Source organism: Flavobacterium sp. LM5, assembly GCF_002017945.1.
Lineage (GTDB): Bacteria > Bacteroidota > Bacteroidia > Flavobacteriales > Flavobacteriaceae > Flavobacterium > Flavobacterium succinicans.
Map to the genome: position 1 here is coordinate 26,665 of NZ_MUFX01000001.1, position 26,256 is coordinate 52,920.

Here is a 26,256-nt window from a genome sequence, read left to right on the forward strand (position 1 = left end):
TTACAAGGCGACAATGCGTAAAGAAGATTGTTTCTATTTAGGCAAAATAGCCAAAAAATTTAGTTTCAAAGGGGAGCTCCTAGCTTATTTAGACACGGATGAACCTGAGTTATACGAAAACTTGGAATCAGTGTTTGTTGATCACAACAAACACTTGGTTCCTTTTTTTATTGAAAGTAGTTCACTGCACAAAAACGACTTTCTACGCATCCGTTTTGAGGACATAACTACCGAAGAACAAGCTGATGCACTCATTGGAAGTGACCTTTATCTTCCTTTAAAAATGCTTCCAAAACTAAGCGGAAACAAATTCTATTTTCACGAAGTAATTGGTTTTGAAGTAGAAGACAAACGTTTAGGATACGTTGGAGAAATTCAATCTATCAACGACACTACAGCACAACCTTTATTCGAAGTACTTAAGGGCGACGCCGAAATCTTAATCCCAATGATTGACCATTTCTTGGTAAAAGTAGACCGCGAAAACAAAAAAATCATCATGGATTTGCCAGAAGGCTTAATTGAAATGTACCTTTAATTTATTGAACCATTAAGAAATTAAGGTTCATTAAGTTTTATTCTTAATTCCCTTATTTTCTTAATGGTTTAATTTTTATTATTTTTCATGTCTAAATTCCAATTCAAACAATTCGCTATTGAACAAGACCGTTGTGCTATGAAAATTGGTACCGATGGCGTACTATTGGGCGCTTGGGCTCCAATACACAATCATCCTTTCAGCGTTTTAGACATTGGCACTGGAACCGGAATTATCGCTTTGATGTTGGCACAAAGAAGCACAGCACAGCAAATTGACGCTTTAGAAATTGACGAAGCTGCTTACGAGCAAGCAACCGATAATTTCGAAAATTCACCTTGGAACGATAGATTGTTCTGTTTTCATGCCGGTTTGGACGAATTTATAGAAGAGCCCGAAGACGAATATGATTTGATTGTTTCCAACCCACCTTTCTATTCTGAAGATTACAAAACTGAAAATGAATCACGCGACTTGGCCCGATTTCAAGACGCTATGCCCTTTGAACAATTACTCGAAGCTGCAGATTTACTACTTTCTGAACACGGGATTATTGCAATCATTATTCCCTTCAAAGAAGAAGAAAATTTTATTGCTTTGGCCAACGAATTCGAATTGTATCCTTTAAAAATTACTCGAGTAAAAGGAACACCTACTACAGAAATCAAACGTAGCTTACTGGCTTTTAGCCGAAATGAAACTACTGACTTGGCAATTGACGAGTTGGTTATCGAAACCGCAAGACACGTCTATACTCCAGAATATATTGAATTAACTAAGGGTTTTTATTTGAAGATGTAGTTATTCCTTTTTACAAGTCAACTGTATATGCTTACTTATTGGCCGTAATTCTTTTTTAAAGACCTCCAAAAGGTTTTGCTAATTTTTCCTTATCCAATTTTAAAAGCCATTCCTTGTTTTTACTACTAATGAAACAACTAAAAATCCAATATACCGTCCTCTAAAATAAAGTTATTATTTCTCCAATATTCTGGATCTTCTTTGAGTTCAACTCCTAACTTTAATCGGTCTATTGGGCGATTGATAATCTCTACATTATTAGTATTTATATCTATAGACATCAAATCATAATTTGCATAAGACTGACTCAAGAATTTCTTATCCCTTATTGCAAAATACTTACTCTCTACCTTTACATTACAATAATTTATAAAATATTTGCCCTCTACTAACTTAAACGTTTCTGTAATCTTATGTGTCGATTCTATTTTTACATTCTCATCATCATTGGGTCTGTCAGGATGTAAAACCACATAATGTTCGAATTTTAATACCGCAAAAGAAGTTGCATCTATATAAATGTATCCTGATGCAGATTTAGGAGTCGGGTTCCCAAAGCCTGTTGTAAAAACATCTGGAGCAATGTTTGTAAAACTAATCACATATACAGTTCTGCCATTATATTCAACGCTTTTTTCCTTTTTTAGGTCAAAAGACTTCGTTTTATAAAGTACGTTTTGATTACTTAACAAGATGTTTCTAAAAATAATTACACCTAAAAAACCTACACCTTCCCAATTCCCTTTTGATGTACTGTTTACCGTATTCCGGTATTGCAGTATTTCTCCAAAATAATTACTTGCCGCATCCTGTGAAACCACAATTCCATTTGGACTATAGGTATTTACAAATGCTTCCTCACTATTTGTAATAGCATCATCTTTACTTGCTTTAGCTCTAAAAAAGAATTTTTGATTAAAAGGCTTCTGATAATAATTGTCTTCTATTTTTTCTTTGACCTTTTTTAAAATTGCTTTGGCAGATAATGAGCTCATTCTCTTTTTTGCTGATGAAATAGTGACTTCACTTAACGGAACATCCACAGCTGTTTCTTTTTTTAGCTTAATTTCCATCAAGGTGTTTTTGGCTTTTTCCAGTTGTGAAACCGTTAGAGTATCTGAGTAATAGCCCATCGCAGCAATAATCAATTTATCATTAAAACTACTTCGCGGAATAGTAAACTGAAACGTTCCTTTATCGTTAGCCACAACGCTTTTATTACAATTGACAAGATATAAGTCCGCATTAGGAATAAACGTATCCCTTTCAGCATCTTTAATTACACCAGATACTGTAAAAGTTCCGCTATCACTAGTGGAACCATCCGTTCTTATGTATTTACTATATATGGGAGCATATGATGTTTTGATAAATAACAACCCATCAAAAACAGAATTCCAATTTGCCTTTATTGGCATATTCCCTAATGCTGAACAATAATAACTCCTCGTATCCTTTTTGTCAAAATCTAAAAAAACTTTGACATTGTTATCTTCTGCCAGTTTCTTTTCAATGCTATTCAATGGAGGTGATAAAATAGTGAAAGGTTTGTCTCCAACAATTCCATATTCTCCTTCATAGGAAGAAAAAGCAAGACTGTATATTTTATTTTTAAAATGATTTTTTAAAATTTCGCCCATTGGAACAGCATTCTTTAAAGATTTCACTTCCTCAATGGATACATCACGATTCTTTGAAATTCCATTCTCTAAAGCAATCTGATCAACCAGATAACGCTCTGTAATATCGGTATATTCAAAATCTCTAATGCGATTTGAAAAATGATAGGATGCTCCCCAACAAATCATCTTATCATTCGGATACAATTCCGTCAAAAATATCAGATTTTTAGCCATTTGTAAATCTCTAGGATTTTGCACAGCTATTCTCTGTTTTTGCAAAATCTTTATTTCAAAATCCACTTGAGCAATTTGACTCAAGAATACTTGCTTAATCATCTTATCGTCTTTACTGAGACCATGCATTTTCTTAAACAAACCTAGAACCAAATCATACTGTCGATACAAATCAGTAGAATCCTTTTTATTTGTTGCAAATCCCTTTAAATCCTTTGCAATAAAAGCTTTTTCTATTGCTGTATAAGTAGTATCTCCTATAACAATTTGATGATTTTGGAATGTTTTTCTAAGGTCAGTCATAAAATATTTTTCAAATAACTGCCCTTTCTCTTTAGAATCAAAACCAAGAATTTTAATAGTATCCTTCAAAATTGCTCTTCTATCAATATGATCTAATAATCTTTGAAATGATTGTGTGTTAGACCATAAAGAATATATACTTCCATTATAAATAGATGAATAGGTTTTCTTCGTAGAATATAATTTCCAGGCTTTATAGTTTTCATACAAGCCACTTTCGAAAATAATTGTATTAAACCCTAATGTATTACTCAAATGTTGCACAATATTTACTTTTTCATCAAAAGTAGCTCCATCACCATGGGTTTGTTCTCCTAATAAAACAACATTCTTGTCTTTTAGAACTTCTCCCAAAAAAGAATAATTGTTTATGTTATTTACTACATAGGATTTTGCACCTATAGCTTGCTGTGAGAAAATGAAATAAGGACTAATAAAAAAAAAACAAAGTGCAAAAAATCTCATATAAACATATAATGGTTAAAGCTGAGTTTGAGTTTTCTTTAAAAAAAAAATCAAACTAGCAAACAAATTGACGAATTGAATTGCTTATCAAAACCGCAAGATACATATACACCCGAGAATATATTGAATTAACTAAGGATTTTTATTTGAAGATGTAATTTGTATTCTTATTTCAAATACTTGATTTCTCTATTAAACGTATCGCTTCCTTTATATACAATTCCGGATCATAATTTTTAGCACTCTCGTTAATATAATGGTCTATATGCAAACCATTTCTTTGCACACCTTCCCCGCTAGGATAAAAACCTCCAAGACCTGTAAAATTAACATTAGTCTTATCAGACATCATATAATTAACTATATTAAGTGGCGAACCGGCGGTTTGTTCCCCTAACGTTGTACAGTCTGGAGCTTGCTGAATTGCCATTCCAATATATTCTGCTTTACTCTGTGTTGTTCTATCCACAAGCAAAACAACTTTGCCTTTATAATAATTTGAATTACTGCTTCCTGCATTAAAAGGATTCATTATCAATTTTAAAGGAGCTTCGCCATCATATTCTCCATAAGAAGGATTGTTTTCAATGGGAAAAAGAACTTTTATAAACTCTTTTCTCTCAGGGTAAAGATATTTAGCCAAATCATTATTAGAAACACTTTTAGGGTAATTTCTTAAATCTAAAATCAATCCTTTGGTATTCGCTACTTGTTTAAAAACAAGATCTAGTTCTTTTTTGGTTATTTGTTCTAGATTCACATAGGCAATATTAGGTTGCACATAAAACCATTTCTCCTTTTTCAGACTACCAAGTGTCTCAAAATCAGTAAAATGATTACCCTTATGAAGATGAATATATTTATTCTCACGTATTCCTTTTCTTGTCACAACATCTACATTAATTGAATCTTTATTATTACTTAAAAGCAAATTATATACAAACCAAACCTCATCATGACTTCCCCGTCGCTTCAAATAATTTAAGTTAGAAACTGAAAATAAATTGGTACATTTTTCATTTAAATAAGTTGAAATATTCTTATTTTCAATTTTTACAATAACATCACCTAATTCAATTCCATCTTTTTTGGCTAAATTTTTATTCTTTATTTTATCAATCACTATGGAATCATTCAATATTTTTCCTGAAAAAACAGGTTTATAACTAAAAAATGAATTGCCAACATCTACCGACAAAGTAACTGAATGAGAATCGTCTAATTTCGAAATCAGTTTTAACTTCACTAACTCAAATTTTAATTTGGTATCAGCACTCAAAAACTCTTGAGTCAGCGCATCTAAATTATCAGACCATTTGGTATCCATTAAATATTTATTAACATCCCAATATTGTATGGCATTCCAGAAATTAAACAACAAGAGCATTCTATGACTTTTCATAGCATAATCGAAATCTTTAAATCCTTTTTCGTTTTCAAAAGACAGCATTCTCGACATCTTGCTAGTCGAAACATAATAGTTATTTATATTTCTATTATTTTTTATTTCAATAAAATTTTTTACGAGTTCAGCACCAAAAACTGCTGAATCAATCCAATCATAATCTACATTTTTCAGAAAAACCTTTTCAGAATTCAGGATCTTTGGTTTCAATTTATCCGTTTTGTATTTCGAAATAAAACCCAACAATAAGTCATTCATTTCATCTTGATTTTTAACAGCCACAACTTTGTCAAATAATGTAATGAATTCTAGATCCCAATTATATTTACCTTTACTAATCTCTGGATGATGGTATTTTAGTAAACCCCACACCAAACCTGCTTGTTTGTATTTCTGAACTTCGGGAAGATTTGTTTGTGAAAATAGGTTTACAGACACCAAAAAGAACAAGCAAAAAAATATTCTTCTCATAATTAGGCTTTACTTAAGACAGCAAATATATACCGACTTTACTTACACTAATTATTTTTAACAAAATTTTATCCTCTATAATTACACTACTACTACTATTCGTTGCTACATTGAAAATCTAATAAAACACCAATAACGTCATGTATTTCTATAAAAATACAACAATTTACATTAGTTTTGTTATATTTCTTTATGTAGATTTGTTCCCATAAAATTTTCGAACCATGAAACCAGACTTATTTCAATCTCCTGATTATTATAATCTTGACGATTTATTAACCGAAGAACACAAGTTAGTGCGTGACGCCGCAAGAGCTTGGGTAAAAAGAGAAGTATCCCCAATTATAGAAGACTATGCTCAAAAAGCAGAATTTCCAAAACAAATCATCAAAGGTTTGGGAGAAATTGGCGGTTTTGGACCCTACATTCCTGTTGAATATGGAGGCGCTGGATTGGATCAAATATCTTACGGATTGATCATGCAAGAAATTGAACGTGGTGACTCTGGCGTGCGTTCTACTTCATCTGTACAATCTTCTTTGGTAATGTATCCTATTTGGAAATACGGTAACGAAGAACAACGTATGAAGTACCTACCCAAACTAGCTACCGGAGAATTCATGGGCTGTTTTGGATTGACGGAACCTGACCACGGCTCTAATCCTGGCGGAATGACCACCAACTTCAAAGACAAAGGCGATCACTATTTATTAAATGGTGCGAAAATGTGGATTTCTAACGCTCCTTTTGCTGATATTGCTGTAGTTTGGGCAAAGAATGAAGAAGGACGTATTCACGGTTTAATCGTAGAACGCGGTATGGAAGGATTTACCACTCCTGAAACCCACAACAAATGGTCTTTGAGAGCTTCGGCTACTGGAGAATTGATTTTTGACAATGTAAAAGTCCCAAAAGAAAACCTTTTGCCTAACAAATCTGGATTAGGCGCACCACTAGGTTGTCTAGATTCTGCTCGTTACGGAATTGCATGGGGCGCCATTGGAGCTGCTATGGATTGTTATGATACTGCTTTGCGTTATGCCAAAGAGCGTATTCAATTTGACAAACCTATCGCAGGCACCCAATTACAACAGAAAAAATTAGCCGAAATGATTACTGAAATCACCAAAGCGCAATTGCTTACATGGAGATTAGGCGTCTTGAGAAATGAAGGCAGAGCGACTTCTGCTCAAATCTCAATGGCCAAAAGAAATAATGTCGATATGGCGATTCATATTGCTCGTGAAGCAAGACAAATGCTAGGCGGAATGGGAATCACAGGCGAATATTCTATCATGCGCCATATGATGAACTTAGAATCAGTGATTACTTACGAAGGTACCCACGATATTCATTTATTAATTACAGGAATGGATATCACTGGAATATCCGCATTTAAATAAATAAACAACTATTAAAGTATTTATAAAATCAATCACATAAGCTTCTTGGAAACAGGAAGCTTTTTTAATTTTACAAAAAAAAACCAATGGACATTACCTACATCAATTCAAAGATAGCTTCTCAAAAAGAACAACTTTTAAACCATAGCCTATATCAGAAAGTACAAAATCTAGAAGATTTACATAGTTTTCTAGAAACGCATGTGTATGCAGTATGGGACTTTATGTCCCTTTTGAAAGCTTTACAAGCCAAATTAACCTGTACATCAACTCCGTGGTTTGCGACTCCTAATCCAGAAACGCGCTATTTAATCAACGAAATTGTTTTGGCTGAAGAAACCGACCTTAGTATGGACGGAAGACACTTAAGCCACTTCGAAATGTACCTAGAAGCCATGGAAGCATGCGGCGCAGACACATCAGGAATTACTAATTTCCTTGACGAAGTGCAATCCTTTCAGAATATTTTTGTGGCTATTAAAAAAAGTCCGTTACACACGAATATCAAATCATTTTTGGACTTCACTTTTCAAGTGATTGAACATGGTAAAGCGCACGAAATAGCCGCTTCTTTTACATTCGGAAGAGAAGATTTGATTCCAAGTATGTTCACAGAAATCCTGCAAAATTTCCAAAAGAACTTCCCTGAAACAGATTTAAAACAATTGATTTACTATTTCGAAAGACATATCGAATTGGATGCTGACGAGCACGGACCAATGGCCATGCAAATGATAACTGAACTTTGCGGAAATGATGCTAAAAAATGGGAAGAGGTAGAAAATATTTCCATTTTAGCCTTAGAAAAAAGAATAGGACTTTGGAATGCGATTGAAGAACAACTGAGTTTGACGATGGAAACTGCTTAAAAACAGAAATGGAACACTTTTCAAAACATATAAAAACAGCATTACAACTTTTCATTTTGATAGTTGTGGTGCTTTTTTTCAACCAATGTTCTAGCGAAAACACAACTCTCGTTCCCCAACCCGAAAGCAGCCCAGCACCTCAGCTACAACCTGTTAACAAAAAAGTATCTTATATCGCACTAGGGGACAGTTATACTATTGGTCAAAGCGTTTGTCTCACTTGTCGTTTCCCAGAGCAATTAAAGAAAAAACTAGAGACTACGATTCCTGGCTTAACGGTAGACTTAAAAATCATTGCACAAACAGGCTGGACGACTTCTAATTTAATCAATGCCATTAAAGAACAGCAACCAACTACCGATTACAACTTAGTAACCCTACTTATTGGAGTAAACAATCAATACCAAAATAGGGAATTTAGCCTTTATGAAAGAGAGTTTCCGCAATTAACACAAACAGCCATCGCATTAGCAAAAGGCAATAAAGACAATGTTATCGTGATTTCGATTCCTGACTATGCTTACACTCCATTTGGTCAACAATTTGGAACTCCAACCAAAATCTCAACAGAAATCGATAGGTATAATGCATTCGCTAAAAGTTACTGCGATGCCAATGGCATTACTTTTATCAACATCACCGACATCACAAGACAAGGCCTAAAAGAGACTTATTTGGTAGCTACAGATGGGCTTCATCCCTCAGAAAAAGCCTATTCGTTATTTGTTGACAGAATAGCTCCAAAGGCTAAAGTAGTAGTTCAAAAATAAAACCCCATCTTATCGACAGGGCTTAACTATTAATTTTCTGGAGCCAATTCTAACTCAAGACCTTCAAGGCTTTCCGTTATTGGAATTTGACAACCTAAACGGCTATTGGATTTTACATAAAAAGCTTCAGATAGCATAGCTTCTTCATCATCACCCATAGGTGGTAATTCGACATCATTGAGCACATAACACTGGCAAGAAGCACACATGGCCATACCGCCACAAGTTCCTTCAACTGGCAACTCATAGGCTTTGCACAATTCCATAATGTTCATAGCCATATCTGTTGGCGCTTGTAATTCGTGAACAACCCCTTCTCTATCTTTAATCTTTATTAAAACATCCATTATTTAAAATTCCTTAATTATTTATTTGATCTCGAGATCTAAAATATATTCTTTACTATTTTTATTATTACTTATTTTCAAACGAAGTATGTCCGCTTGATTTATGGTAAATACTACAGAAACGTCTGGTGTGTAGACTCCATCAATAGTTTTGTAAACTAATTTTCCTTTATAGGTAGAACTTACCAAACCATTTTTCTCATTTTTGGTATTCACTAATTCTTGAGAAGTTAATTCTGCAGAATCATACGCCGTGTTTTCTTCCATTTTAGCTTTATCACCACTGAGTTTGATTAAAAAATCGGCACCAGAAATTTTTAAAAAACCTAACCGATTCGAGTGGACAATTACTGGTGTTTTAAATGAAGTATTTTGCCATTCTCCATCATACCCAACATACGATTTGCTAACTACTGCCTCTTGAATCATTTCTTGTGCATGACTCTTGAAAAGAGACAATATCAAGATAAAAAAAAAGTAATGCTTTTTCATAACTGTCCATTTAAAGATATAACTCAAATATAGTTTTTTCTTAAAACAAACAAAAAACAATCTACACTATTCTTAATAATTTTACTAAAAATATATTAAAAAATCACCTAAAAACTCAAAAATAAGACTATTTTATAAAAAACACAGCACGGAATATTTACATGACATTTACCACTGTTTCTATCTGAGGGGCAAATTTCTTTATTGTAGTTTCTACACCCGCACGCAATGTCATTTGATTAACACTGCAGCTAGTGCAAGCGCCTTCGAGTCTAACCTTTACATGTTTATCTTCTTCGATTGAAATTAGAGAAATATCCCCTCCATCTGATTTAAGAAAAGGTCTTATTTCATCTAATGCTCTCATTACATTTTCGGTTAATTCTTCTGTTGTCATAGTATTGTATTTACTACCACCATCATAGTATATTTCTGATGGTGGTATTGTAATTATTATTTCTTTTTTACTTCAGAACAGCCTGCCATTGTGGTTATTTTAATGGCCTCGGTAGCTGGCAAATGTTCATTTCTATTTACCGTTTCTTGCACCACATTTCGTGTAATACTTTCAAAAACAGCCCCAACAACTGAGTCGGTTTGTAAAGCTGCTGGACGCCCATAATCACCTGATTCACGAATAGATTGAACGATAGGCACTTCTCCCAAGAAAGGCACCCCTAAATCAGTTGCTAAGTCACGTGCACCTGCTTCACCAAAGATATAATATTTATTATCAGGAAGCTCTGCTGGTGTGAAATAAGCCATATTCTCAATAATTCCTAAAACTGGAACATTAATAGCTTCTGACATAAACATAGCTACTCCTTTTCTAGCATCTGCCAAAGCAACCGCTTGAGGCGTACTCACCACCACAGCACCAGTTACTGGTAAAGACTGCATGATGGACAAATGAATATCACCTGTTCCAGGAGGCAAGTCAATTAACATAAAGTCTAATTCTCCCCAATCCGCATCAAAAATCATTTGATTTAACGCTTTAGAAGCCATAGGACCTCTCCAAATCACTGCTTGACTTGGTGAAGTAAAAAAACCAATGGAAAGTATTTTTATTTCATAACTTTCTACCGGTTTCATTTTAGATTTTCCATCTACTTCAACCGAGAGCGGTTTTTCGTTTTCAACATCAAACATAATAGGCATAGAAGGCCCATAAATATCAGCATCTAAAACCCCAACACTAAAGCCCATTTTGGCCAAAGAAACTGCAAGATTTGCAGTAACTGTTGATTTTCCAACACCTCCTTTTCCCGAAGCAACAGCAATAATATTTTTTATTCCAGGAATCGCTTTACCTTTAATTTCGGGCTTGTCTGGTACTTCAACTTTAGTATTAATTTTAACTTTAGCTTCTGCAGCTATTTTTTCTAAAATAACTTTTTTAATATCATCTTCCGCTCTTTTTTTAATGTGCATTGCAGGAGTGTGTAATACTAAATCGACTATTACTTCGTCTCCAAAAGTAACTACATTGGCAATAGCGCCGCTTTCCACCATGTTTTTTCCTTCTCCAGCTATTGTAATGGTCTCTAATGCTTTTAATATTTCTTTTCTATCTAGTTTCATGAATTAAATGTTTATCTGAATTGATCTTAAACAAGATGTTTTTTTCGAGACACAAAGATAATGGTTAATTCTTGTATTCAATTAGTAAAAAATTGAAATAATTGATAGAAAAATAAGAGAAATCACTTTAAAACATTTCGCCTTTAAGAAGGGCAATTTTTTGATCAACATACTTTACTTGCAACTGATTTTTTAACCAATCATAAGCTGTGGCAAGCAATTGATTTTTAACTGTCGAAAAAACTACTGCATCAATGATACCACTTGAAAACTTGGCTTGCGAGGACCGAAAAGAAGTTTCGGCAAAACCTTTCATCTCTTGCAACTTTTCTGAGAGTTTGATATAATTTTGTTTATTTTGATTTTCAAGATCAATTTGATTTTTAACTTTTAAAGTTTCTTGTTCGATTACTAATTTCGTTTTTTCAGCTTCAATTTTCAAGGCAGAAAATCTTTTCGATGAACGAAAACCATTAAATACAGGAACATTAAGCTGTATTCCAAGCTGTTGATTTTTATTATCCTTAATTTGTTTACCAAAATCCACGGTTTGAACATTGAGTTGATTAAGGGTTTTGAAATAAAAAGTTGAAAAACCATAAAAGGAAATCAAAGAAGGCAAATTATTAGCTCTTTCCATTTTAGCGTCAGCTAAACTACTTTCGTAATTTAACTTCGCATATCTCAACTTTGGGTTATTATCAATAGTCATTGTTTGGCTAAAAGCTGTTTCACTCAAAACATTCAAGACCACAGCTTCTATGGCTGTATTTTCAATATTAATTAACTGAAAAAGTTGCTTCTTTTGAAACCCCAACAATTGTTTTGTCTCTAATATCCTTTTCTCTTCCTGAGCGAAACTTAATTGCATATCATACCAATCACTTTTTGATTTGGAACCGATAGCCACCTCTTTTTTCACTCTTTCCAAATTAAATTCAGCATTCTTGAATTGTTCTTCTTGAATTTTAAGTAATTCTTGGGTAAAAAGTGTTTGATAATAGCTCTCCAAGATTTGAAGTTGGTATTCGTTCTCCAAAATTTTTAAAGTTTCTTTTGACAGTTCAATGGCGATTTTGCTCTTTTGAGCATTCGCAATAGCTTTAAAATCAAGCAAACTCATTTGTGCATTCAAATTAAAATTATCATTTTGGATATTTGAACTTTCCCTTCCATTGGTGGAAGGATTAATGGTTGAACCAAAATTATAACTTTGATTTCCAGTAAAAGAAACTGTAGGCAAGAATTGATTTGCAACAGAATTATACTCCTTTTGTGCTTTTTTAATATCCAATTGCTGAATTTTAATGGCGATAGCATTTTTCTTTCCTGCTTCAATACATTGCTGCAATGACCAATGCTGCTCTTGCCCCAAAAGAGAAAAACAGTAAAAAAAGAAAGCTATTAATAAAAAGATTATTTTATTCATATTTCAAATATTTCAGTACATCTAATCGGGTGGCGTGATAGGCTCTTGAAAGCACTACAATCAACGTTAAGCTTAACAGCATTACAAAACCTACTATAAAAGGTAACACTGAAATGGTTATTCTAAAAGCAAAATTTTCTAGCCACCTATTGAGCAAATAATACACTGGAAATAGCGCCAGTAAAAAACCAATCATACAGTAAATGATGTATTGTTTAGATAATTCTTTTAGTAAAACATTGGTTTCTGCACCAAGTGTTTTTCGGATGGCGATTTCTTTCATTCGATTTTGAATTGAAAATGATGCCAAAGCAAATAATCCGAAAAGCGCAATTAAGATTACTACAATATTCAAAACAGAAAAAAGATTTCTCTGACTGATGTAATCGCTATAAGTTCGGACAAAATTTTTATCGACAAAATCATACGAAAACGGATAACGTGTATCGATTTTTGTAGTCCAAAACTTTTCTATTTCTGAAACCGTTTCTAAACTGTTTTCTGGATTTATTTTTATGTAAATTCTACTTAAAAAACTACTTTCTGAAATGGTTTTCAAGTGATAAAACAGCATTGGCGGAATATCTTTTTGTGGTCCTAAAACATTGAAATCTTCAACAACTCCAACAATTTTTAATCTTCGAATTCCTGGATTTTCACCATCATCTCTAACTTCAAATTCTTTTCCTATCGGATTTTTTTCACCCATCATTTTTACCGTTGCCTGATTTACAAGCACTGAACTTATTGTATCTGAAGCGAATTTCGGCGAAATATCTCGTCCTTGCATCACTTTAATCTTCATCAAATCTAGCAGTCCAAATTCCATTGACATATTATCAACCTCAACATCTTTTCCTTTGTAGGTAAAAACAGAAGAGAAATAACCGCCAAATCCAAAAGAGAAATTACCAGCAGAAACCTTTTCGATACCTTTAATTTTGAGTAATTCATTCTGAATCATTGCAAAATCTTTAGGTTTTTTGGGTTCATTTAAATTGATATTCAAAACTTGATTTCCGCTAAAACCAATGTCTTTATTCATCATAAAATTGACTTGTTGAAAAACGATATAAGATCCAATTATAAAAAAAGAAGCTATAGCGAATTGCAGAATAAGCATTGAATTTCTAAGCCATATTCCTTTTTTGCTCCGGCTGAAATTTCCTTTCAAAACATTGAGAACTTCAAAATTTGAAATGTAAATCGCAGGAAAAACTCCGGCAAAAATGATTATAATTACAAAGACCAAGAACAATTGAATGTAAAACTGACCGTTATTCATAACCAAATCTTTCGATAAAAACTGATTGTAATACGGAAGAAAAAGCTCTACAAGTACCAAGGCAAAAAGTACTGCAAACAAAGTGATGAGCACCGTTTCCATTACAAACTGAAAAACAATTTGTGTTTTTGTTGCGCCAATAATTTTGCGAACTCCAACTTCTTTAGCACGTTTTATAGCATTTGCAGTAGCAAGATTGATATAATTTACGACAGAAAGAATTAAAATTAGTACAGATAAGCCCACCATAATTAACAAGAATTGATGATTTCCGCTTCCTTCTGGATAACCATTTACAACTTTTGAATGCAATCTTGCGGTTACTAAAGATTCTAAATAAGGTTTATCCAAACCAAAATTCTTGATGTACTCTTCTGAAGAAGTTCCTTTCTCTTTGGCAAATTTTCTCGCTTGCTTTTCTACATAAATGTTCCAGATTTGTTTCTCAACGGCTTCTTTACTATTGGGATTTTTTAATTTTAATACTAAATAACAAGTATGACTTTGCCAATTATCAGCATTTTTTTTGACATTTTCTTCAAATTCTTCACGCAAAACAACAGCTGGCGCAACTGACGACTTTTCAGAAATTTTATAAACGCCACCAACAACACAATTTTTATCTCCAATTTTTAGCGATTGATTTATTGGATTTTCATCACCAAAAATAAGTTGTGCTGTTTGTTCAGAAATTGCTACATTATTTTTATTTTTAAGGGCGTTTTTTGCATTTCCTTTTGTAAATTGAAATGGAAAAAAAGTAAAGAAATTACCTTCCGATTTTAGGATTTTCTGTACCATTTCTTTCTTGTCGTTGTACTCAATTAGCGCGCCGTTGTAACCTGGCTGAAAATTGCAATAGGATTCCACTTCAGATGAATTTCGCTTTAAAGTTTCACCAAGCGGAATTACATTATAAGCTAAAAAACCCGATCGTGGCTGATCATTTACAACTTGAAAAACTCTTTCTTTCTCTGGATTCCAATCGTTATAACTATGTTCGTCATTCCAATAGAGAATCGCAAAAATTAATCCTGCGATACCAATGCTCAATCCTAAAACATTCAACGCTGTGAAAAGCTTGTTGTTTTTGATGTGATATAAAAATATGTTGATCCAATTTTTTAGCATAACTATTCGTATTTTAAGTATTTCAAAACGTCAACTTTTGTGGCGCCATAAGCTTTAGAAAGCACCACTATCAATGTTAAAGCCAGCAAAACGAAGAACCCTACAATAAATGGCATAATTGAAATAGCAATTCTAAAAGCAAAATTTTCTAACCACATATTGAGCAAATAATACACTGGAAATAGCGCCAGTAAAAACCCCAGGATACAGTAAATGATGTATTGTTTAGATAATTCTTTTAACAGCACATTGGTTTCTGCTCCAAGTGTTTTTCGGATCGCAATTTCTTTCATGCGTCTTTCTATTGAAAAAGAAGCCAAAGCAAACAATCCGAAAAGCGCAATTAAAATAACAACTACATTCAACAAGGAGAATAAATTCTTTTGTTTGACATAGTCCTCAAAAGTTCTTGCAAACGTTTTATCTACAAAATTAAACTCAAAAGGAAACTCAGTATCGACTTTCTTTTTCCAAAAATTCTCAAGGTTTGAAATGGTTTTTTCTGATTTCTCACTGTCAATTTTAACATACAAATCGCTGATATTTTCTATCAACCAATCCACCGTTTTTAGATGAAAAAACACCATTGGGGCACTTTCCCTTGTGGGCTAAATAGATTAAAATCTTTTACGACACCTATCACTTTAAACTTGTTATCATTCCAATCAATAGTTTTTCCTAACGGATTTTTTTCATTCATCATTTTCAAAGCTGTCTCATTTACTAAAATCGAATTAATAGTGTCCGAAGCTAACTTTTCAGATAAAGCTCTGCCCTTTACAATTTTAATCTGCATAACAGAAAGCATATCATAATCGATGGCCATATTCTGAGCTTGAATGCTGTTCCCATTATAAGAAAAACTACTACTTGAATCATTACCTCCACCAAATCGGAACGTCCCGGTTGATACTTTCTGTACTCCTTCAATATTTTCTAACTCGTTTTTTAGTGTTTTATATTTATTATAAATAATTGTATTTGTTACAATTCCATTTACGGCTAGATTTGACTTATTCCAATACACCGTTCCAACTTGATCTCCTTTGAAACCCAACTCTTTATTCGAAAGATAATTTACTTGTTGATAAACAATGTAGGAGCCTATTATAAAGAATGATGCGATTGAAAATTGAAAAATCAACATTCCGTTGCGCAACCAAATACCACTTTTACTTCGTCCAAAATTTCCTTTCAGCACTTTTAGCGCTTCAAAATTGGACACATAAACAGCAGGAAAAACCCCTGCTACAACAATTACAATAACAAAAATTAATAGTAATTGTAAATAAAATTGATCTCCAAAAATAACTAACTTCTTACCTAAAAATTCATTATAATAAGGCAACGACAGTTCTACAATTACCAAAGAAAGGAGAATAGAAAATAAGGTTATTACTACGGTTTCAAAAATAAATTGTTTTATAATATCCATTTTTGAAGCACCAATAATTTTACGAACTCCTACTTCTTTGGCACGTTTTATTGCATTGGCAGTAGCCAGATTAACATAGTTTACTATAGAAAGCAACAAAATCAATATTGACAATCCTACCATTATCAACAAAAACTGATAATTACCTTTTCCTTCAGGCGCTCCTGGTGCAACAGCATGTAATCTTAAAGTGCTTAATGGATTCAATATGGTCTTTATTACACCGTAATTTTTTTCGTACTCATCCATAGTCATTCCTTCCTCCTTTGCCTCCTTTACCGCTTTGTGATTGTAATACAGATCGTTTATTTTTTTTGTGATCACTTCTTTATCTTTTGAGTCTTTTAGCTTAATCATTAATGAATGATTGAAAGCCCCCCAATTATTATTTTCAAGTAATCTTTCTTTCATCTGATTGATTACAATTGCTGGATTGATAGACGAATTACCTGGAACATTATAAACACAGGTTACGGTTAACAGTTTAGTACCATAAAGAATTTGTTTTCCAATAGGATTTTCTTTTCCAAATAATAGTGTTGCCGTATTTTCATTCATCGCAACACTATTCTCTTTTGATAAAGCGGTAGTAATACTCCCTAACTTATTTTCAAAAGGAAATAGTTTGAAAAAATCATTTTGAGTGTTGAAACTTTTATTTATTGTATGTACTTTACCATTATATTTAAAAGTTTCTGTTTGATACCAATCATGGTAAACAAAACTTTCAATACGTGAATCCTTTTTTAAATAGGTTTCTAATGTACCAGGATTTGAAGTCCAAATAACCTCTTTTCCGAGGTCTGAAAAAACCTTAAATACTTTTTCCCTTTCAGGATTCCAAGCATCATAACTATGTTCATCATTCCAATAGAGAATCGCAAAAATTAATCCTGCGATACCAATGCTCAATCCTAAAACATTCAACGCTGTGAAAAGCTTGTTGTTTTTGATGTGATGTAAAAATATGTTGATCCAATTTTTTAGCATGATGTATTCGTTTTTTGATTGATGATTGATGATTTTAGGAAGTAAAAACAGCTACATTTTTGTGATTTACTTTTTCAGAAAGTACCATTCCGTCTTTCATTAAAATCGTTCTTTGCGAAAAAGAAGCATCATAATCTGAGTGGGTTACCATTACTATTGTCGCTCCCTGAGCGTGTAAATCAGTAAGCAACTCCATTACTTCGTTACCATTCTTACTGTCTAAATTTCCTGTTGGTTCATCGGCCAAAATAATTTTTGGATCATTAATTAGCGCCCGTGCAACAGCTACTCTTTGCTGCTGTCCTCCAGAAAGTTGTTGTGGATAGTGCTTTAAACGATGTGAAATATTTAAGCGCTCAGCAATCGCGGCTACTTTTTTCTTTCTTTCAGCTGCCGAAACATTATTGTAAATCAATGGTAATTCGATATTATCAAAAACGGTTAGTTCATCTATCAAATTAAAATTTTGAAAAATGAAACCAATGTTCTGTTTTCTCACTTTAGATTTTTCTTGTTCTTTTAGCCCTATCATTTGTTGATTAAGCAACTCATAACTACCACTTGTGGCACTATCCAATAGACCTACAATATTCAACAATGTTGATTTGCCACTTCCAGATGCTCCCATTATGGTGACAAATTCGCCTTGATTGATTGTCATTGAAATGTCGCTCAACGCTTTGGTTTCTAATTCTTCTGTTCGGAATATTTTTGAAAGATTTGTAATGTGTATCATAGTATTTTTGATTAGTGATTTATATTTTTTATTGACTACTATTGTTCTATATTTAATATTTCGGCTTCAAGATAATCTTTATACGACGATGTAATTACTTGCTCACCAGGCTGGAGTCCATTTAGAATTTCAAAATACAAAGGATTTTCTCTACCCATTGTAATCTTTCTTCGCTCTGCTTTATTACCGTTGACAACAAAGATCCATTTTCCTGCGGTTTCTTGGTTAAAACTTCCTTTTGAAAGTACCATAGATTTTTTCTTTTCAGAAAGCGTTAATCGCACGCCAAAACTCAATCCTTGTCGTAAATCCATTTTCTCCGCTTGTGCAAAATTTAACTCCACCAAAAATTGTCCGCCTTTTATTTCTGGTATCACTTTATTAATGACAACTTCAACCTCTTTCCCGTTACAATCGACTTTCCCTTTTTGCCCTTGATTTATTTTCGGGAGATAGAACTCATCCACTTGCGCCATGAGTTTGTATCCTTTCATAACATCAATTTTGGCTAACGTTTGCCCTTGCTGATAGGTTTGTCCTAAAACAGGTTCAAACGAAGACAATCGTCCAGAGACTGGTGCAATTATTAAAAAGTTTTTCTTGTTGGATCGCAAAACAGCTAGACTTTTTTCCATAATTCCTATGGACTGATTAAGGTGTACAATCTGTATTTGATTGGCTTGTTTCTCTTTGGTCATACTTTGCTTTATAATATTTATCCGCTCTTTTTGAAAACGGTAATTCTCTTGTGTTTTATCCCATTCATTTTGAGACAAAATATCTTGTTCGAATAACTTTTTATTCAAATCGTACAAGTTTTTTGCATCTTGAAAATCATGACTTATAGCGACCAAATCTTTGGCAAAATTTAATTCTTGATTTCTCAAATCTAATTTGGCTTTATTCAAATTATTGATTTGTTCAATAATTGCCGTTTCTTGCTGCATATAATTCAGTTCTGTATTGGGATTATACAATCGGGCTAAAGCTTGTCCCTTTGTAACATGGTCTCCATTACTCACGAATATTTCTTGAACCGAACCTCCTTCTACTATATTTACCAACATAGAATTCATAGGCTCCACCCGAGCCTGAAAAACCAAAAAATCTTCAAAAAAATCTTGTGTCACAGTCTTAATCGTTATCTCTTGTTTTTTTACATTCAGACTTCTTTTTTTATTGATCATTGAAAAAGCGACAAAACTCAAAATTACAATTCCAATTACTGCAAGGGTTAGATACTTTTTTTTGTTATTTTTACGAGTGATGATTGTGTCCATTATAATTTTCTTTGTCCAGTACATTAACAATTTCATGCCGTTTTTTTAAAAATAGTCAAAGCGTTGATTGTAGTGGTTTTTGAAAAAACTTAAAAACAAGTAGTGTTCAATAACGAACAGTGTTCGGTCGGAAATGAACACCTGCACCATATCAATTTTTATAAAATTGGAACTAAAAACTTTGAAACAGTAGCGTTTTTAACTGTCAAAAATGCTAATAGTAGCTTAAAATGAAAAAAACAACTGCCCGAATTTTGGTTATCGATGACCAAGAAGATATACTTTTCGCTGCAAAAATGCTTTTGAAAAAACATTTCGAAACCATTTACACGGCCAATAATCCAAAAAACATTCTAAAACTACTTGCCGAAAATGAAATAGAAGTGGTGCTTCTAGACATGAATTATCGGATTGGTTTTGAAGATGGTCGTGAAGGAATCTATTTCTTAAAGGAAATAAAAAAAATTTCACCTCATACTATTGTAATTCTAATGACCGCGTTTGGCAAAGTCGAGACCGCTGTGGAGGGCTTAAAATCGGGTGCTTTTGATTATGTTTTGAAGCCATGGGAAAATGAAAAATTAGTACAAACTGTAAAACAAGCCGTTGAAACCTCACGCATTGAAGCCCGAAAAAACAAAAAGAAATTAGTAAGTGACGTGACTAATGATCGCTTTTTTATTGGCCATTCAACGCTTATTAAAAAAGCCTATTCCTTGGCCGAAAAAGTAGCAAAAACGGATGCTAATGTTTTAATCCTTGGCGAAAACGGCACTGGAAAATTCGTTTTAGCACAGTACATCCACCAACAATCCGACAGAAGGAACAATGCCTTTGTTCATGTTGATCTAGGTTCGCTCAATGATAATTTATTTGAAAGTGAACTTTTTGGCTATGCCAAAGGCGCTTTTACCGATGCTAAAATCGATACCGCTGGTCGGTTTGAAAAAGCACAAAACGGAACCCTCTTTCTTGATGAAATTGGGAATGTTCCCAGTCATTTACAAGCAAAATTACTACAAATCATTCAGACCAAAACCGTCACCCGACTAGGAGAATCAAAACCAAGAGCACTTGATGTTCGAATAATTACAGCTACTAATTTAGATTTAAAACAAGAAGTGCTTAGCAAACAGTTTCGGGAAGATTTATACTATCGTATTAATACTATGGAAATCAAGCTACCTCCTTTACGCGAACGTTTAGAAGATAAAATTCCGTTAGCTGAATTTTTACTAAATAAAATGATTCTTAAATACGAGAAAGGAAAAATCACTTTTGACGAAAAATCACTTCATCAAATCAAAGAACATGCTTGGAATGGAAACATCCGAGAAATGGAAAACCGAATTGAGCGCGCCATTATTCTTTGTGAAAACGAAACCATCAAAATCTCCGATTTAGACCTGGAGATCATTACTCGTTATGAAGAAAATCAGGAGGATTTACACTTATCGGAAATTGAAAAAATAACCATCGAAAAAGTATTATCCAAAAACGAATGTAATATAAGTAAATCAGCAGAAGAATTAGGTTTATCAAGAGCCGCTTTATATCGAAGAATGGAAAAATATAATATTAATCAATCGTAAATGTTCAAAACGCAAAAAACACATCACTTTTTATTCTTACGAGTACTCCTGCTTTTTTGTGGAGTAGTTCTGAGTTTTTTTCTTTTTTCAAAAAACTTAATCTATTCTTGTTTTTTGTCCTCTCTTCTTAGCTTTTTACTCCTGATAGAACTGTTTTTTTTTCTGAAAAATACCATGCAATTTTATGACAGGATCATTTCCTTGATCCTGAATAATGATTTCACTTCAGATTTCTCCAAACTATCCACCAACGCCAACTATACTGCAATCTATCAATTATATGAAAAACTAAAAAACAAAGAAAACGACACTTTCTCCAAAGACATAGTATATAGCAGCATTTTGAACAATATAGAAAGTGGTATCCTGATCTTGGAAAAAAACGAAAGTGATTGGAACATTTTCTTGATGAATAACTATTTTTCCAAGCATTTTATGGCGCCTAAAGTTACCAAATGGCACTATCTAAAAACGTTATTACCATCTCTTTGTGAGTTTATCGAAGACCAAGAATTTAAGGAGATGAAAAGTCCGATACAAATACAAGTTGACAAAAAAGAAACCCAAACTTTTGTCATTCAAACTTCTGTAACCAAAACCCTAAACAAAGAATACTATGTCATTTTACTAGATAGCATACAAAAAGTAGTCGATAAGAAAGAGAAAGAAGCTTGGATCAACCTAATGAAAGTCATTTCACACGAGCTCTTAAATTCACTCACTCCCATACGCTCACTTTCTCAAAATTTACATGAACTCATTCAGCAAGATAGTTTATCTAACGAGGATTTAGAAGATATCAAACAGAGTGTAATCACAATGCATAATCGGAGCAATCACCTTCAAGAATTCGTGGAAAGCTATAGAATATTGGCCATGTTACCCACACCTAAAAAAGAAAAAGCAGAACTCTCAAAACTAATAAACGACGCCCTACAAATCATGCTTCCTTTATTCAAAAAAGAGAACATAACAGTAAACAATTCGCTAAATCAAACCCTTTGGATCCTAATTGACAAAAACCAAATAGATCAAGTTTTTATCAATTTGCTAACCAATTGCATGTATGCGTTAGAAAAAAAAGAGGATAAACAAATAAATATTAGTGTTGAGAGGCATGAGCAACGATTGTATATCATTATAGCAGATAATGGTAACGGAATAGAACCAGAGATTCAAGATAAAATTTTCCTTCCCTTCTTTACTACACGAAAAAAAGGCGCAGGAATTGGGCTTACCTTATCTAAAAGTATCATTGAAGCTCATGGTGGTTATTTATCCTTTGAAAGTGAAGAAAACAAAACTCAATTTAAAATTTGCCTCTTAGTATAAAAGCGTATCTTTTACTTTCTTACTTCAGGCTCCCAAAAATGCGCTTCGAAATTCACTATCTGATTGTCTTTAACTACAATGCCTTCATTCTCCAGCAATTGTTGCATCAAATTTGTTCCATCAAAATGAAGCTTGCCCGTAAGAAGTCCTTTTCGATTCACGACACGATGCGCTGGAACATCTTCTAGATGATGTGATGCATTCATCGCCCAACCTACCATTCTTGCCGAACGAGCAGTGCCTAAAGCTTTTGCAATAGCCCCATAAGAGGTCACTTTTCCGTGGGGAATTTGACGTACAATAACGTATACTCTTTCGAAAAAACTTGGCTCAAGCATTACGTACAATTTTTAAAATAAACCGTAAGAATCCATAATATTATACAAGGTGAGTAGCGTCATGATCCCTGTAACACTTCCGATTAGAGTGTTCATGTTTTGCAGGAAAAAACCAGCTTTAGCTTCTATTTTATTAAAAAAAAACACATAGCCATAAAAAACCATAAAAGCTCCAGAAACCACACCCAATACAAAAATCAGAATGGAAGTAATGTCAAAAGAAAACAAATGATAGGAAGCAAAAGTTATTCCTAACAAAACATAGTAAGGAATAGGGAAAAAATTTAGCGCAGATAGTAAAATCCCTAAAAAGAAACGAGATTTTTTACTGTACTTTTTAATATTACCCTCTTTGATTTTTGGCTTTTTGGCCACCAAAAGAAAATAAACAGTGAGTAAAGCAAAAATTACACAGCCAATTTCACGAAACAACAATAGCAAGGCCGGACTCTTATCCAAAACTCGTGCAAATAAAAGCGCCAAAAAGGTTTGTATAAAAATAACCAGAACGGCACCTAGCACAAACCACATCGCTGTTCGTTTCCCTTCTTTTAGATTCACTTTAACGGCCGTCATATTGATTAATCCCGGAGGAGAAATCCCTACAAAAGCGCTAATAAATCCTAAAAAAAAGAGTCCGACTATATGCATATACTTTGAAAACGATAATTGACTAAGGTTTAATTTTGAACCTGATAAAAGTGATGGCTTTGTTAACCGCTAAATACTGTTTTTCATAAAAGGTTTGAAAGGCCGTAACCTCCTCAGGACTTCCTTCGTTTTTATACACGTTATGATTCGCATACAACACTTCATGTCCTTCTCCATGCAAAAGTCCTAAAGTATAACCATGCATGAATTCTGAATCGGTTTTTAGATTAACGATACCTTCTTTTTTCAGGATTTTTTTATACAATTGTAAGAACTCTGAGTTCGTCATACGATGCTTCGTTCTCTTGTATTTGATTTGTGGGTCAGGAAAAGTAATCCAAATTTCATCTACTTCATTTTCGGCAAAAATATGATTGATTAATTCAATTTGGGTTCTAACAAAAGCTACATTATGCATGCCTGAGTCGACAGCGGTCTTGGCTCCACGCCAAAAGCGCGCACCTTTGATATCGATACCAATAAAATTTTTGTTGGGATAACGTTCGGCTAAACCTACAGAATACTCTCCTTTTCCGCAACCTAATTCTAGTACTAATGGATTGTCGTTTTTGAAAAATTCAGTATTCCATTTTCCTTTCAGAGGAAACAATTCTCCTACTACTTCTTCTCTTGTTGGTTGAAATACGTTCTCGAACGTTTCGTTTTCCTTAAATCGTTTTAATTTATTTTTACTTCCCACTTTATAATTGCTATTTTGTGCAAAAATAAGCAATTAAATTCGATGGCTCGCTTTGCTTTACAAAAAACAAGGACGTTCGCTTATAAAATTTCCGCCACGAATTCACTACTAAATCAATAATTACAATCTGTTTTAATAACACGAATTATTATAGTTAAGGGTATTCATGTCATTCAGTATCAATTTCAATGACAATTAGTGACAAATTGTGCTATTGCTTCGCCTATGCGCTATCAATGTCATTAAGTTAGAAATTACTCTTTTTGTTTTCACGCAGATTTCGCAGATTTACACAGAAAAATCAGTTAAAACCCGTTGAATCTGCGTGCTATTTTTTTCTTTTTCATCTTAACTTAAGGACATTGTATTCGCTATCATTCGGGTCGTGGCTAACTTATTTTTAAATGCTAATGCGCTGACAAAACCGTTTTATTCTTTAACGGTTAGTTGCTTCATAACCCCATCTTCTATAGGTGTTTTGATTTTTACCACTTCGTCTACGTTCTCATTTGGGACGGTCATTGATAGTACATAGTGTTGAATTTTCCAAGAATCCCCTACTTTCACCAACACACCCGAACCGCGGCAAATTTTCATTTGTGTACTAAGCAGCTCATCAAACCACGCTAGGGTTCCGCTTTTATCTATGTAAACATGTCGCTCTATGGCCGTAAAATTCCATGCATTTCCTTTATCGAAATAAGGCTTTGCAAAAGCTTGAAAAGCGGTTTTGTTCCAATTCTCATTCGCGTCGGTACCAATAAAGATGGCATCATTGGTCATTAATCCAAAATAAGCATCAAATTGTGCTTGAGCGGCTGCTTTGTGCCATGAATCTAAAACAGAAGTGACTTGTTGCTGTGCTGTTGCTTCCGTTTGCGCATAAGATGAAACAACTCCTAGGACTAAAATCAGTATTGATAAACTAAATTTTTTCATGACATACAACAATTTATTGTTACTTTGATTACAAAAATAAACACTTTAAGACAAGTTTAATCAAAACGTTATAAAATTCTAAAAAAACAGCTCCACAAATTAAGTTCGCCTTTTTTACTATAAATTTGGCCTGTAAAACAATTAAAAATATATTAATTATGAAAACGATTCAATCTTTATTTGCAGCCTTCCTTTTACTTGGACTGACTCAATCTGCTTTCGCACAAGGAATTGGCGTTCGCGCAGGATATAACTTCTCGAATGTAAGCGAGGGAAAATTAGGTAATACCTCTAATAGAGACGGATACTACGTAGGGCTTTACAAAGAAGTACCTCTTTTGGACAAATTGTTATATATCCAACCCGAGGTACAGTTTTCTAAGCAAGGTTTTAGTACTGCGGTATCTGACATTGATTTAAGCTACATTCAAGTACCTATTTTGGCAAAATTGTATGCTTTAAAAATTGTAAGCATTGAAACTGGCCCTCAATTTGGGTTCAAAGTAAGTGATGACATAAAAGGATTGGGCAATCCTGATTTTAAAACATTTGATGCCGCATGGGCTTTTGGAGCTTCGATCAATCTTCCTTTTGGGCTATCTGTCAACGCTAGATATATTAGTAGTTTTAATGAAGTTATTAAAAACAGTGATGCTAAAAATCAAGTATTTCAATTAGGTGCTGCTTTAACATTCTAATCACAAGTTTAAACATAAAAAAAGGCAATGTTCTACAAATAGAACATTGCCTTTTTTTATGCGTTTACTTATTAATATGCTTTTTGTTTTTCGAAAGTAGTCGTTAAGGAACGTTTTACTTTATCTATGGCTCCGTGAAAAGCTTTTTCAATAGTACTTGAGTGTTCGGTTACAGCAATGGGTTGACTATTAACTGGGCGTACTTCAATCAAGCAACGTTTATCATCGATTCCTGATTTGTTACTGTTTTCATCCCCAAAATGAACCTCAACTCGTGTTATTTTGTCTTCAAAACGACCAAGTGTTTTAGTAATTTCTCCAGAAAAATAAGCTTCTACTCTTTCGTGTCCTTCGATATGTTTGTCGGTGTTAATTTGAACTTTCATCGTTACTATATTTTTTGTTAGTACTCAAAT

At 33.4% G+C, this 26,256-nt stretch carries 25 protein-coding genes; 8 read left to right on the plus strand and 17 right to left on the minus strand.

What is annotated here, in order from left to right:
• Positions 1-13: 13 nt before the first annotated feature.
• Together rimM and BXU11_RS00140 are read left to right on the plus strand one after the other, a co-directional pair.
• Positions 14-538 carry a ribosome maturation factor RimM gene (rimM, locus tag BXU11_RS00135; protein WP_024979994.1) on the plus strand — a complete coding sequence of 175 codons (525 nt, stop codon included), beginning with the start codon at positions 14-16 and terminating at the stop codon, positions 536-538.
• Between the two features lie 87 nt (positions 539-625).
• On the plus strand, positions 626-1,339 hold the full coding sequence (locus tag BXU11_RS00140) for a tRNA1(Val) (adenine(37)-N6)-methyltransferase (RefSeq protein WP_078210574.1): 714 nt from the start codon (positions 626-628) through the stop codon (positions 1,337-1,339).
• Positions 1,340-1,476: 137 nt separating this feature from the next.
• Here BXU11_RS00140 and BXU11_RS00145 read toward each other — a convergent pair whose 3' ends face one another.
• Together BXU11_RS00145 and BXU11_RS00150 are read right to left on the minus strand one after the other, a co-directional pair.
• On the minus strand, positions 1,477-3,963 hold the full coding sequence (locus tag BXU11_RS00145; RefSeq protein ID WP_078210575.1) for an erythromycin esterase family protein: 2,487 nt from the start codon (positions 3,961-3,963) through the stop codon (positions 1,477-1,479).
• A 172-nt stretch (positions 3,964-4,135) separates the two neighbouring features.
• The gene (locus BXU11_RS00150; RefSeq protein ID WP_078210576.1) at positions 4,136-5,839 is read right to left on the minus strand and encodes a S41 family peptidase; all 1,704 of its coding nucleotides are present in this window, start codon (positions 5,837-5,839) and stop codon (positions 4,136-4,138) included.
• Positions 5,840-6,063: 224 nt separating this feature from the next.
• On the opposite strand from BXU11_RS00150, the gene BXU11_RS00155 reads away from it, so the two are divergent.
• From BXU11_RS00155 to BXU11_RS00165, 3 genes are all read left to right on the plus strand, one after another.
• Positions 6,064-7,242 carry an acyl-CoA dehydrogenase family protein gene (locus tag BXU11_RS00155; RefSeq protein WP_078210577.1) on the plus strand — a complete coding sequence of 393 codons (1,179 nt, stop codon included), beginning with the start codon at positions 6,064-6,066 and terminating at the stop codon, positions 7,240-7,242.
• Between the two features lie 86 nt (positions 7,243-7,328).
• Positions 7,329-8,111 (plus strand): DUF3050 domain-containing protein, encoded by a 783-nt coding sequence (locus BXU11_RS00160; RefSeq protein WP_078210578.1) that lies wholly within the window; start codon positions 7,329-7,331, stop codon positions 8,109-8,111.
• Positions 8,112-8,119: 8 nt separating this feature from the next.
• A complete protein-coding gene (locus tag BXU11_RS00165) occupies positions 8,120-8,881 on the plus strand; it encodes an SGNH/GDSL hydrolase family protein (protein WP_078210579.1) in 762 nt (253 codons plus the stop codon).
• A 29-nt stretch (positions 8,882-8,910) separates the two neighbouring features.
• On the opposite strand, the gene BXU11_RS00170 is transcribed toward BXU11_RS00165, so the two are convergent.
• The 10 genes from BXU11_RS00170 to BXU11_RS00210 all read right to left on the minus strand — a co-directional run bounded on the left by BXU11_RS00170 (position 8,911) and on the right by BXU11_RS00210 (position 19,590).
• On the minus strand, positions 8,911-9,228 hold the full coding sequence (locus BXU11_RS00170; RefSeq protein ID WP_035717200.1) for a 2Fe-2S iron-sulfur cluster-binding protein: 318 nt from the start codon (positions 9,226-9,228) through the stop codon (positions 8,911-8,913).
• A gap of 21 nt (positions 9,229-9,249) precedes the next feature.
• Positions 9,250-9,720 (minus strand): hypothetical protein, encoded by a 471-nt coding sequence (locus BXU11_RS00175; protein ID WP_139363418.1) that lies wholly within the window; start codon positions 9,718-9,720, stop codon positions 9,250-9,252.
• Between the two features lie 157 nt (positions 9,721-9,877).
• On the minus strand, positions 9,878-10,117 hold the full coding sequence (locus BXU11_RS00180; protein ID WP_024979985.1) for a NifU family protein: 240 nt from the start codon (positions 10,115-10,117) through the stop codon (positions 9,878-9,880).
• Between the two features lie 56 nt (positions 10,118-10,173).
• Positions 10,174-11,304, minus strand: a complete 1,131-nt coding sequence (locus BXU11_RS00185; protein WP_024979984.1) for an Mrp/NBP35 family ATP-binding protein — start codon at positions 11,302-11,304, stop codon at positions 10,174-10,176.
• A 127-nt stretch (positions 11,305-11,431) separates the two neighbouring features.
• Entirely contained in the window at positions 11,432-12,733 is a 1,302-nt protein-coding gene (locus BXU11_RS00190; protein WP_078210581.1) for a TolC family protein, read from the minus strand.
• Positions 12,726-15,149: an ABC transporter permease gene (locus tag BXU11_RS00195; RefSeq protein WP_078210582.1), complete on the minus strand. Its 2,424-nt coding sequence runs from the start codon at positions 15,147-15,149 to the stop codon at positions 12,726-12,728. Before BXU11_RS00195 ends, BXU11_RS00190 begins: the two co-directional genes overlap by 8 nt.
• Positions 15,150-15,151: 2 nt before the next feature.
• Positions 15,152-15,703: an ABC transporter permease gene (locus tag BXU11_RS18565; RefSeq protein WP_369803187.1), complete on the minus strand. Its 552-nt coding sequence runs from the start codon at positions 15,701-15,703 to the stop codon at positions 15,152-15,154.
• Between the two features lie 14 nt (positions 15,704-15,717).
• A complete protein-coding gene (locus BXU11_RS00200) occupies positions 15,718-17,574 on the minus strand; it encodes an ABC transporter permease (protein ID WP_369803188.1) in 1,857 nt (618 codons plus the stop codon).
• Between the two features lie 34 nt (positions 17,575-17,608).
• Positions 17,609-18,310, minus strand: coding sequence for an ABC transporter ATP-binding protein (locus BXU11_RS00205; protein ID WP_078210583.1), 702 nt, complete (start codon positions 18,308-18,310; stop codon positions 17,609-17,611).
• A gap of 38 nt (positions 18,311-18,348) precedes the next feature.
• On the minus strand, positions 18,349-19,590 hold the full coding sequence (locus tag BXU11_RS00210; protein WP_078211986.1) for an efflux RND transporter periplasmic adaptor subunit: 1,242 nt from the start codon (positions 19,588-19,590) through the stop codon (positions 18,349-18,351).
• Between the two features lie 230 nt (positions 19,591-19,820).
• On the opposite strand from BXU11_RS00210, the gene BXU11_RS00215 reads away from it, so the two are divergent.
• Both BXU11_RS00215 and BXU11_RS00220 read left to right on the plus strand, forming a co-directional pair.
• The gene (locus BXU11_RS00215; RefSeq protein WP_078210584.1) at positions 19,821-21,182 is read left to right on the plus strand and encodes a sigma-54 dependent transcriptional regulator; all 1,362 of its coding nucleotides are present in this window, start codon (positions 19,821-19,823) and stop codon (positions 21,180-21,182) included.
• A 174-nt stretch (positions 21,183-21,356) separates the two neighbouring features.
• Entirely contained in the window at positions 21,357-22,514 is a 1,158-nt protein-coding gene (locus BXU11_RS00220) for a PAS domain-containing sensor histidine kinase (protein ID WP_223253636.1), read from the plus strand.
• An 11-nt stretch (positions 22,515-22,525) separates the two neighbouring features.
• On the opposite strand, the gene BXU11_RS00225 is transcribed toward BXU11_RS00220, so the two are convergent.
• The 4 genes from BXU11_RS00225 to BXU11_RS00240 form a co-directional block, all read right to left on the minus strand.
• Entirely contained in the window at positions 22,526-22,852 is a 327-nt protein-coding gene (locus BXU11_RS00225; RefSeq protein ID WP_078210586.1) for an MGMT family protein, read from the minus strand.
• A 12-nt stretch (positions 22,853-22,864) separates the two neighbouring features.
• Positions 22,865-23,503 carry a LysE family translocator gene (locus BXU11_RS00230; protein WP_024979982.1) on the minus strand — a complete coding sequence of 213 codons (639 nt, stop codon included), beginning with the start codon at positions 23,501-23,503 and terminating at the stop codon, positions 22,865-22,867.
• A gap of 22 nt (positions 23,504-23,525) precedes the next feature.
• A complete protein-coding gene (gene trmB, locus BXU11_RS00235) occupies positions 23,526-24,203 on the minus strand; it encodes a tRNA (guanosine(46)-N7)-methyltransferase TrmB (RefSeq protein ID WP_024979981.1) in 678 nt (225 codons plus the stop codon).
• Between the two features lie 429 nt (positions 24,204-24,632).
• Positions 24,633-25,142 carry a nuclear transport factor 2 family protein gene (locus BXU11_RS00240; protein WP_078210587.1) on the minus strand — a complete coding sequence of 170 codons (510 nt, stop codon included), beginning with the start codon at positions 25,140-25,142 and terminating at the stop codon, positions 24,633-24,635.
• A gap of 158 nt (positions 25,143-25,300) precedes the next feature.
• Between BXU11_RS00240 and BXU11_RS00245 the strand changes: the two genes are divergently transcribed.
• Positions 25,301-25,840 (plus strand): porin family protein, encoded by a 540-nt coding sequence (locus tag BXU11_RS00245; protein ID WP_024979979.1) that lies wholly within the window; start codon positions 25,301-25,303, stop codon positions 25,838-25,840.
• A 71-nt stretch (positions 25,841-25,911) separates the two neighbouring features.
• On the opposite strand, the gene BXU11_RS00250 is transcribed toward BXU11_RS00245, so the two are convergent.
• On the minus strand, positions 25,912-26,226 hold the full coding sequence (locus tag BXU11_RS00250; protein WP_024979978.1) for an HPF/RaiA family ribosome-associated protein: 315 nt from the start codon (positions 26,224-26,226) through the stop codon (positions 25,912-25,914).
• Between the last annotated feature and the right edge of the window lie 30 nt (positions 26,227-26,256).

Bases quoted from the DNA above. Each gene is read 5' to 3' on its own strand.
- rimM (WP_024979994.1), top strand. From the start codon at position 14: ATGCGTAAAGAAGATTGTTTCTATTTAGGCAAAATAGCCAAAAAATTT.
- BXU11_RS00140 (WP_078210574.1), top strand. From the start codon at position 626: ATGTCTAAATTCCAATTCAAACAATTCGCTATTGAACAAGACCGTTGT.
- BXU11_RS00145 (WP_078210575.1), bottom strand. From the start codon at position 3,963: ATGAGATTTTTTGCACTTTGTTTTTTTTTTATTAGTCCTTATTTCATT.
- BXU11_RS00150 (WP_078210576.1), bottom strand. From the start codon at position 5,839: ATGAGAAGAATATTTTTTTGCTTGTTCTTTTTGGTGTCTGTAAACCTA.
- BXU11_RS00155 (WP_078210577.1), top strand. From the start codon at position 6,064: ATGAAACCAGACTTATTTCAATCTCCTGATTATTATAATCTTGACGAT.
- BXU11_RS00160 (WP_078210578.1), top strand. From the start codon at position 7,329: ATGGACATTACCTACATCAATTCAAAGATAGCTTCTCAAAAAGAACAA.
- BXU11_RS00165 (WP_078210579.1), top strand. From the start codon at position 8,120: ATGGAACACTTTTCAAAACATATAAAAACAGCATTACAACTTTTCATT.
- BXU11_RS00170 (WP_035717200.1), bottom strand. From the start codon at position 9,228: ATGGATGTTTTAATAAAGATTAAAGATAGAGAAGGGGTTGTTCACGAA.
- BXU11_RS00175 (WP_139363418.1), bottom strand. From the start codon at position 9,720: ATGAAAAAGCATTACTTTTTTTTTATCTTGATATTGTCTCTTTTCAAG.
- BXU11_RS00180 (WP_024979985.1), bottom strand. From the start codon at position 10,117: ATGACAACAGAAGAATTAACCGAAAATGTAATGAGAGCATTAGATGAA.
- BXU11_RS00185 (WP_024979984.1), bottom strand. From the start codon at position 11,304: ATGAAACTAGATAGAAAAGAAATATTAAAAGCATTAGAGACCATTACA.
- BXU11_RS00190 (WP_078210581.1), bottom strand. From the start codon at position 12,733: ATGAATAAAATAATCTTTTTATTAATAGCTTTCTTTTTTTACTGTTTT.
- BXU11_RS00195 (WP_078210582.1), bottom strand. From the start codon at position 15,149: ATGCTAAAAAATTGGATCAACATATTTTTATATCACATCAAAAACAAC.
- BXU11_RS00200 (WP_369803188.1), bottom strand. From the start codon at position 17,574: ATGCTAAAAAATTGGATCAACATATTTTTACATCACATCAAAAACAAC.
- BXU11_RS00205 (WP_078210583.1), bottom strand. From the start codon at position 18,310: ATGATACACATTACAAATCTTTCAAAAATATTCCGAACAGAAGAATTA.
- BXU11_RS00210 (WP_078211986.1), bottom strand. From the start codon at position 19,590: ATGGACACAATCATCACTCGTAAAAATAACAAAAAAAAGTATCTAACC.
- BXU11_RS00215 (WP_078210584.1), top strand. From the start codon at position 19,821: ATGAAAAAAACAACTGCCCGAATTTTGGTTATCGATGACCAAGAAGAT.
- BXU11_RS00220 (WP_223253636.1), top strand. From the start codon at position 21,357: ATGCAATTTTATGACAGGATCATTTCCTTGATCCTGAATAATGATTTC.
- BXU11_RS00225 (WP_078210586.1), bottom strand. From the start codon at position 22,852: ATGCTTGAGCCAAGTTTTTTCGAAAGAGTATACGTTATTGTACGTCAA.
- BXU11_RS00230 (WP_024979982.1), bottom strand. From the start codon at position 23,503: ATGCATATAGTCGGACTCTTTTTTTTAGGATTTATTAGCGCTTTTGTA.
- BXU11_RS00240 (WP_078210587.1), bottom strand. From the start codon at position 25,142: ATGAAAAAATTTAGTTTATCAATACTGATTTTAGTCCTAGGAGTTGTT.
- BXU11_RS00245 (WP_024979979.1), top strand. From the start codon at position 25,301: ATGAAAACGATTCAATCTTTATTTGCAGCCTTCCTTTTACTTGGACTG.
- BXU11_RS00250 (WP_024979978.1), bottom strand. From the start codon at position 26,226: ATGAAAGTTCAAATTAACACCGACAAACATATCGAAGGACACGAAAGA.